Annotated in this window: 8 protein-coding genes; all 8 read left to right on the top strand. The window is 44.7% G+C overall.

Going from position 1 to position 8070, the window contains the following annotated elements; genetic code table 11:
- Nucleotides 1-1288, top strand: a 1288-nt coding sequence (gene xylB, locus IJJ71_RS06480) for a xylulokinase (RefSeq protein ID WP_296846016.1), incomplete at its 5' end; no start/stop codon positions are given.
- Nucleotides 1289-1777: 489 nt separating this feature from the next.
- Nucleotides 1778-2425 carry a DUF4867 family protein gene (locus IJJ71_RS06475; protein WP_296846015.1) on the top strand — a complete coding sequence of 216 codons (648 nt, stop codon included), beginning with the start codon at nucleotides 1778-1780 and terminating at the stop codon, nucleotides 2423-2425.
- A gap of 22 nt (nucleotides 2426-2447) precedes the next feature.
- Entirely contained in the window at nucleotides 2448-3935 is a 1488-nt protein-coding gene (locus IJJ71_RS06470) for an L-fucose/L-arabinose isomerase family protein (protein ID WP_296846014.1), read from the top strand.
- Between the two features lie 98 nt (nucleotides 3936-4033).
- Nucleotides 4034-4360 carry a CRISPR-associated endonuclease Cas1 gene (locus IJJ71_RS14935; RefSeq protein WP_367113225.1) on the top strand — a complete coding sequence of 109 codons (327 nt, stop codon included), beginning with the start codon at nucleotides 4034-4036 and terminating at the stop codon, nucleotides 4358-4360.
- Entirely contained in the window at nucleotides 4330-5403 is a 1074-nt protein-coding gene (locus IJJ71_RS06465; protein WP_296846013.1) for a polysaccharide pyruvyl transferase family protein, read from the top strand. The genes IJJ71_RS14935 and IJJ71_RS06465 overlap by 31 nt, the downstream gene beginning before the upstream one ends.
- Before the next feature lie 27 nt (nucleotides 5404-5430).
- Entirely contained in the window at nucleotides 5431-6117 is a 687-nt protein-coding gene (pyrE, locus tag IJJ71_RS06460; protein WP_296846012.1) for an orotate phosphoribosyltransferase, read from the top strand.
- A complete protein-coding gene (locus IJJ71_RS06455) occupies nucleotides 6104-7051 on the top strand; it encodes an alpha/beta hydrolase (protein ID WP_296846011.1) in 948 nt (315 codons plus the stop codon). The genes pyrE and IJJ71_RS06455 overlap by 14 nt, the downstream gene beginning before the upstream one ends.
- A 237-nt stretch (nucleotides 7052-7288) precedes the next feature.
- The coding region (locus IJJ71_RS06450) for a class I tRNA ligase family protein (RefSeq protein ID WP_296846010.1) at nucleotides 7289-8070 on the top strand (782 nt) is incomplete at its 3' end.

Here is an 8070-nt window from a genome sequence, read left to right as displayed (position 1 = left end):
TGTAATGCTCGACAAAGCAGGCAATGTTCTTCGAAAAAGCATCATTTGGTGCGACCAGAGAACTGCCGCTGAATGTGAAGAGATTACAAACAAAGTCGGGGCAAGCCGCCTTATCGAATTGACCGCAAACCCGGCTCTCACGGGCTTTACTGCAAGTAAAATTCTTTGGGTTCGCAACCACGAGCCGGAAGTTTACGAAAAATGTGCGCACATTCTTCTTCCAAAAGATTATGTCCGCTACATGCTCACAGGAGAATTTGCAACAGAAGTAAGCGATGCGAGCGGTATGCAGCTTTTGGATGTTCCAAACCGCTGCTGGTCAGATGAAGTTCTTTCTAAGCTCGGAATCGACAAGTCACTTTTGGCAAAAGTTTATGAATCTCCAGAGGTAACAGGCAAAGTCTCGGCTCAGGCTGCGGAACTTTGTGGCGTTCCTGCTGGAACTCCTGTTGTAGGAGGTGCCGGAGACAATGCTGCCGCTGCCGTTGGAACAGGAACAGTTCAGGACGGAATTGCATTCACGACATTGGGCACAAGCGGCGTTGTTTTTGCTCACACAGACAAGCTTTCAATTGACCCGAAAGGCCGTGTTCATACATTCTGTTGTGCAGTTCCTGGCGCATGGCATGTTATGGGCGTTACTCAGGCAGCAGGTCTTTCCCTCAAATGGTTCCGCGACAATTTCTGCGATGCCGAAATGGTAGCCGCAAAAGGATTGGATAAAGATCCTTACTATCTCATGGACAAACAGGCTGAGCGAATCCCGATTGGTGCGGAGCGACTTTTGTATCTTCCGTATTTGATGGGCGAGCGCACACCTCACCTGGATCCGAACTGCCGTGGAGCATTCATCGGTTTGAGTGCAATGCACACAAAGCAGCATCTTCTTCGTGCGGTTATGGAAGGCGTTGTTTACAGCCAGCGGGATTCTGTCGAAGTCCTTCGTGGAATGGGCGTCAAAATCAATGATATGCTCGCTTGCGGTGGCGGCGGAACAAGCCCTCTCTGGCGCCAGATGCTCGCAGATGTTTACGGCTGCCCTGTCAAGACTGTCGTAAGCAAGGAAGGTCCTGCTCTCGGAGTTGCAATTTTGGCGGCTGTCGGAACTGGAGTTTACGGTTCTGTTCAGGAAGCGTGCAAGGAAGTCATCAAGACAAATCCGGCACAGAATCCGATTGCGGCTAATTCAGCTGAATACGAGAAGTTCTACAAAATGTACACCGAGCTTTATCCTGCACTCAAAGAAAGCTATGCAAAATTAGCTAATAGGTCAAATGTCGAGTTTTGAAATTTACTGACAGTATCAAAAAACGGCTTCCCATCGGGAACCCAAAAGCAAACATCGCAGTGAGCAAGCTCAGGCGAGTTTGTTTTGGAACCCCGATTCCAGCCGTTTTTTGCCATATCTGCAAGGTTCAAAACTCGCCATTCAACGGCTTCATAAGCATAGAATGGAAAATGTTGAGTTTTGCATTTGCCGGACAGTGCAAAAGCAAGCGTAGGCGACAAGCACTCTCGTTGCCGTGCTTGTTTGGTTATGGCACGAATCCACTTTGTGCGGGCGAGCGTAAGCGAGTCCAATTTCAAATTACGCACAACCTAGGGAGCGTTAAAAAAACTCGTGAGACGAGTTTTTAGCGAATCTCCGTAGCAACTGTGTTGCGAAGGTGGATTTCAGTGCCATGTTCTCGCCGAGAGCTTGTTTTTGTGATTATCAGAGAATTTGTAAAACTCAACATTAGGCCAATTATATAGAAGAAAAAAAAGGAGGTACAAAATGAAAATAAAAAGTGTTTTTTCAAAGTCATTCGCAAAGTACGGTAAAGTTCTTACCGGCTATGATGTTACTGACCTTTTGAAAAAACTTGAGGCAACAAATTGTCCAAAAGACTCTGTTGTTTACGAGCCGGGAGACGCATCGCTGGAAGGACTTCCAATTTTTAAGGAATTCTCTGATGGTGCTTATGGCGGTATGCCGATTCAGATTGGTTACTGCAACGGTCACAACACAAAGCTCAATTGTCTTGAATGGCATCGTGGCTCAGAATTGAATATTCCTACAACTGACATGATTTTGCTGGTTGCAACAATCTCTGACATTAAAAAGGGTAAACTGAACACTGAGACTGTCCAGGCTTTCCGTGCTCCGGCAGGAACAATCGTTCAGGTTTATGAAACAACCCTTCACTATGCTCCATGCTGCAATGTTACTGACGACGGAAAAGTCAGCGAGACTTTCCATGTTGCAATCGTTCTTCCAAAGGACACGAATACTGCAAAACCAGAGCTTACAGTCCGTGATTTTGAGGACAAGCTTTTGTGGGCACGCAACAAATGGCTTCTCGCTCATCCAGATTCAAGTGAGGCTAAGCAGGGCGCTTTTATCGGTCTGACCGGCAAAAACATTGATATAGCAAACAAATAATTTTTTATAAAGAGGTACAAATATGATTAACAACAAACCAAAAATCAAAATCGGTATCGTAGCTGTTAGCCGCGACTGTTTCCCAGAGCCACTTTCTGTAAACCGCAGAAAGGCTCTTGTTGAAGCTTACACAAAAAAGTATGGTGCAGACGATATTTACGAATGCCCAATCTGTATTGTAGAAAGCGAAATCCACATGGTTCAGGCTTTGGAAGACATTAAGAAGAACGGATGTAACGCTCTTTGTGTTTACCTTGGTAACTTTGGTCCGGAAATTTCTGAGACTTTGCTTGCTAAGCACTTTGACGGTCCTAAGATGTTCTGTGCAGCTGCAGAAGAGTCTGGAAACAGCCTTATGGATGGTCGTGGAGATGCTTACTGTGGTATGCTCAATGCTTCTTACAACTTGCAGCTCCGCAACATTAAGGCTTATATCCCTGAATATCCAGTAGGTGATGCAGAAGATTGTGCTGATATGATTCACGACTTCGTACCTGTTGCAAAGGCAGTTTATGCTTTGAATCATTTGAAGATTATTTCTTTTGGCCCACGCCCGCTCAACTTCCTTGCTTGTAACGCACCTATCAAACAGCTTTACAACATTGGTGTTGAAATTGAAGAGAACTCTGAGCTTGACTTGTTTGAAGCATTCAACAAGCATGCTGGCGACGCTCGTATTCCAGAAGTTGTTGCTGATATGGAAAAAGAACTCGGAAAAGGAAACAAAAAGCCTGAGATTCTTGCAAAGCTTGCTCAGTATGAACTTACTCTCCTTGACTGGGTTGAAGCTCACAAGGGCTACCGCGAGTTTGTTGCAATTGCCGGTAAATGCTGGCCTGCATTCCAGACACAGTTCGGATTCGTTCCTTGCTATGTAAACAGCCGTCTTACAGGAAAAGGTATTCCAGTTTCTTGTGAAGTTGATATTTACGGATGTCTCTCTGAGTTCATCGGTACTGTTGTTTCTGATGATATCGTTACATTGCTCGACATCAACAACTCTGTTCCAAAGGATATGTACAATTCTGAAATTAAGGGAAAAACAAAATATACTCTTACAGATACATTCATGGGCTTCCACTGCGGAAACACATGTTCAAAGAAGCTTGCATTCTGCGAAATGAAGTATCAGAAAATTATGGCACGTTCTCTCCCAATCGAAGTAACAAACGGAACTTTGGAAGGAGATATTGCTCCAGGTGACATCACATTCTTCCGCTTGCAGTCAACTTCTGACAACATCCTCCGCGCATACATTGCTCAGGGTGAAGTTCTTCCAGTTGCTACACGCTCATTCGGTTCAATCGGTGTATTCGCTATCCCAGAAATGGGCCGCTTCTACCGCCACTGGCTCATCGAAAAGGGCTTCCCACACCACGGTGCCGTTGCATTCGGCCACTTTGGAAAGGCTCTCTTCGAAGTATTCAAGTACATCGGCGTAGCAGTTGACGAAATCGGATATAACCAGCCAGCTGGAGTCCGCTACCCAACAGAAAATCCGTTCGCCTAAGGCGTATACCATAAGGAGGTAGGCCTGGCAGTCTGTGCGTTTTGTGCAGACTGCTTTTTTTTATATTCTTTAGTAAAATCCTGTGTTATTCTTTTGTTATGGAAGGATTCAGAATTCTTGAAATAACTCAACCAAGCGAAATACATGTTACCACAAATCAATTAACGGTCGATCAGATAATTGAACCAAAAAAGAAAAGGAAAATCTCGATTCCTCTCGAAGATCTTGAGCTGCTAATCTGCACAGGAGCAAACATCAGGCTTTCTACAATGGCTTTGTCTGTGCTTAGTGAAAATAAAATCGGTGTTGTGTATAACGGCCGGCAATTTTTGGAGGGTCGTCAACCTAACTCTTTTTTCTTTAATTTTGTTATGATTTCGGGAAGGAGGTGTTTATGCGAACTGTTGCCATCTTCAATCTTGTGAATTCCAGCAACTGCGGAGACAAACTTATAGCCGAAGTCATAAAAAATCAGCTTGAAAAAGAATTTATTGTTAAAAATTACGATATACTTGCGAACTTTTGTTCTGCAGATTTGTTTTACAATGCCGGAAGACTTTTTTCTTCATCTTTAGTGTCTTTTCTTCCGGGAATTTTGCGCCATTTTTGCGTCAGGTTTTTGTCTTCCATAAAATTTTTTCTGAAATCATCTTATTATTCTAGTGCAGTCCGCGATTGTGATTTTGTCGTTATCGGCGGCGGTCAGCTTTTTCGGGATAACGACGGCTACATGGCGTGTGCACTTGAAATATTGATTCGTGCGATTGAAAAATATGAAAAAAACTTTGCCGTCATCGGGTGCGGCGCATCTGGAAGATGGGGAAGATATGCTGCGGGCGTTTTTAAAAGAATTTTTGAAAGCCCGTTCAATCGTTTTTTGGCTTTCAGGGACTCCGCTTCACCAGAAGTTTTGAGGGAGAACGGTATTTTTGTTAGATGCAAGACTTCCCCGGATACAGTTTTTGCGCTGGGAGAGCAAAAAAAGAATTCTTCTGACGATTTCTTTGGAATTTGCCTGGCTTCACCCCGGACAGTGTTTTATTATGGCAAAAGAGATTTTCTGAAATCCGTAAAAAATGTTGAAAAAGTCCTTGTCAAAGCGATTCTTGAAAAAATCGCTGCCAGAGATAAAATTTTGTTGTTCTGCAATGGAAATCCAGAAGATTATCATTTTGCTAAAAAAATCAAGAAAATTATCGGGAAGAAATTTCCTGAGAAAATACTCATGTTGGAAAGGCGTCCTGAGAACGTCGCAGATTTGAAATCCATCCTCTCCCTCTGTGAATCTATTTATTCGTATCGGATGCATGTGGCAATTCTGTCCGCATTGTTTTCCATTCCATGTGAGCTTGAAAGATGGGATTCCAAGACCGAGGACTTGTTTTTCGATGAAAAAAATGTTCATGAGCAAATTGCAGGGGCAAAATTATTCTTTTCTGATTTTTTATTTTTCTTAAATTCGCTATAATGATTCAAATCAATAGTGAGGTCAGATATGGAAGATTACAAAAAAGAATTCATAAATTTTATGGTTGAGTGTCAGGTTCTCAAATTCGGAAGCTTCACACTCAAAAGCGGCCGTCAGTCTCCGTTTTTCATGAATGCTGGGGCTTATGTCACAGGAAGCCAGCTCAAGCGGCTGGGTGAATATTACGCAAAGGCAATCCACGACAATTTCGGTGACGAAATCGATGTTTTCTTCGGACCGGCTTACAAGGGAATCCCGCTCGCTGTCGTTACGGCTGTGGCTTACTCTGAGCTTTACGGAAAGGAAATCAAATACTGCTGTGACCGCAAGGAAGAAAAAGACCACGGAGCAGACAAGGGCGCGCTTCTCGGCTACAAAATCAAGGACGGCGACAGAGTTGTAATCATTGAGGATGTCACGACTTCCGGAAAATCAATCGAAGAAACTTACCCGAAAATCAAGGCTCAGGAAACAACCGAGGGCGGAATTAAAATCGTGGGTGAAATCGTAAGCCTTAACCGCATGGAAAAGGCCCCGGACAGTGACAAGGCTGCCCTGGATGTAATCACAGAAAAATACGGTTTCCCGGCCCGTGCAATCGTTTCAATGGCTGATGTCGTAGAAGCATTGTACACAAAAGGCGACAAAAAGCTGATTACCGAAGAAATCAAGGTCGAAATCGACAAATACTACGAGATTTATGGCGCAAAATAAAAACAAGGGGCAGATTGTGGAAATTTGCATGAAAGAGGATGGCAAATCCTTGCAGGAAAAAGTAAATGAACTCCGCTCAAAGTGGTCTTTCTATGACAAAAAGCGCGATGAAAATCTTACGGTGCCTGAAAATATGGCAAATCTGTACGATATTTCCTACGGCCCGCACGGTGAAAGCAATCTTCTGGACATCTACAAAACTTCTGACGTTAGCTCGCCACAGGCTACAATCCTAAGTATTCACGGTGGAGCATGGGTTTACGGAAGCAAGGAAGTCTACAAATTCTACTGCATGAGCCTTGCACTCCGCGGATTTACGGTCGTCAACTTCAATTACCGCCTTGCCCCTGAAAATCTGTTCCCGGCTGCCCTCGAAGACATCAATCAGGCCCTGACTTTCATCGAAAAGCACGCCGGCGAATACTGCATCGACAAGGAAAAACTTGTTCTGGTGGGTGATTCTGCCGGAGCTCAGCTGACAAGCCATTATGCGGCAATCTTCACAAATCCAGCCTTTGCAAAACTATATGGATTCACCGTTCCGAACATAAAAATCAAGGCTTTAGGCTTAAACTGCGGAATCTATTCTCCAAAAGCAAGGCTTGAAAACGGCATGGCTGATATTTTCTGGGCTTATGTCGGCGAAAAAACTGACATAAACAGCAGGGAATTCAGCGAAAAAATCGATGTGCTTTCAAACATCACGCCGAATTTTCCGCCAGCATTCGTAATGAGCAGCCACAGGGACTTTTTGCTCCCACAAGCCCGACCTATGTACGACCTGCTCAAAAGCAAAGGCATCGTGGCCGTCATAAAAATCTACGGAGCCCCAAACCGCAAGGACATCGCGCACGTCTTCCATGTAAACATGAACCTTCCCGAAGCCAGAGAGTGCAACGACGATGAATGTAACTTTTTCAGAAAATTTATTTAGGCGCAATCAACTTGCTAAGGGCTATCCGTGGTTCCGTGCTAGCCGCACTCCATTCCTCCGTTCGCTCACGCTCTCTACGGAACCGCTTCCGCGGCCACTACTATCCCTGGCGTCATTATTTCTATATATAGAAAAACTTCTCCCTTTTTGATAGAATAATTTCACTTTTTATCTGTACATACTCGCGAATCTGCGTTCATCTGCGTTCATCCGCGTCAAAAAATTCAGGAGTTACAAATGTATCCTTTTAAAACCATTGAGCCTAAATGGCAGAAGTATTGGGACGAGCACAAGACTTTCCGTGCCGTCGAAGACGAATCAATTCCAAAAGAAAAACGACGCTACATCCTTGATATGTTCCCATACCCGAGCGGAGCGGGCTTGCATGTAGGACACCCGGAAGGATACACGGCAACCGACATCTATTCACGTTTCCTGCGCATGAGAGGCTACAATGTCCTTCATCCGATGGGATACGACGCATTCGGTCTCCCGGCTGAGAACTACGCAATCAAAACAGGAACTCATCCTGCAACAACAACTTTCCAGAACATCGCACACTTCACCGAGCAGATTAAGGCTCTCGGGTTCTCTTATGACTGGGACCGTCAGGTAATCACATGTACCCCTGACTACTACAAGTGGACTCAGTGGATTTTCCTTCAGCTCTATAAAAAGGGTCTGGCTTACGAGGCAGAGACTCCAATCAACTGGTGTCCTAGCTGTCTCACGGGTCTTGCAAACGAGGAAGTAAAAGAAGGTCACTGCGACCGCTGTGGTGCACAGGTCACTCATAAAACAATCCGCCAGTGGATTCTCAAAATCACGGCTTATGCAGACAGGCTTCTCGAAGATCTGGAAGGCCTGGACTGGCCTGAGAGCGTTAAGGCAATGCAGAGAAACTGGATTGGCCGTTCAGAAGGTGCCGAGGTTGACTTCACCGTAGCCGACAAAGACGGAAAACCAACCAGCCAGAAACTCAAAGTCTACACAACCCGATGTGACACTCTCTTTGGTGC

Source organism: Treponema sp. (genome assembly GCF_017430385.1).
Classification (GTDB): Bacteria; Spirochaetota; Spirochaetia; order Treponematales; family Treponemataceae; genus Treponema_D.
Note: the sequence above shows the minus strand (reverse complement) of the source record. Positions and strands in the feature narration are given on the sequence as shown.

Coding starts and splice junctions, on each gene's coding strand:
- IJJ71_RS06465 (WP_296846013.1), top strand. CDS start 4,330: ATGCGAACTGTTGCCATCTTCAATCTTGTGAATTCCAGCAACTGCGGA.
- IJJ71_RS06470 (WP_296846014.1), top strand. CDS start 2,448: ATGATTAACAACAAACCAAAAATCAAAATCGGTATCGTAGCTGTTAGC.
- IJJ71_RS06455 (WP_296846011.1), top strand. CDS start 6,104: ATGGCGCAAAATAAAAACAAGGGGCAGATTGTGGAAATTTGCATGAAA.
- IJJ71_RS06475 (WP_296846015.1), top strand. CDS start 1,778: ATGAAAATAAAAAGTGTTTTTTCAAAGTCATTCGCAAAGTACGGTAAA.
- pyrE (WP_296846012.1), top strand. CDS start 5,431: ATGGAAGATTACAAAAAAGAATTCATAAATTTTATGGTTGAGTGTCAG.
- IJJ71_RS14935 (WP_367113225.1), top strand. CDS start 4,034: ATGGAAGGATTCAGAATTCTTGAAATAACTCAACCAAGCGAAATACAT.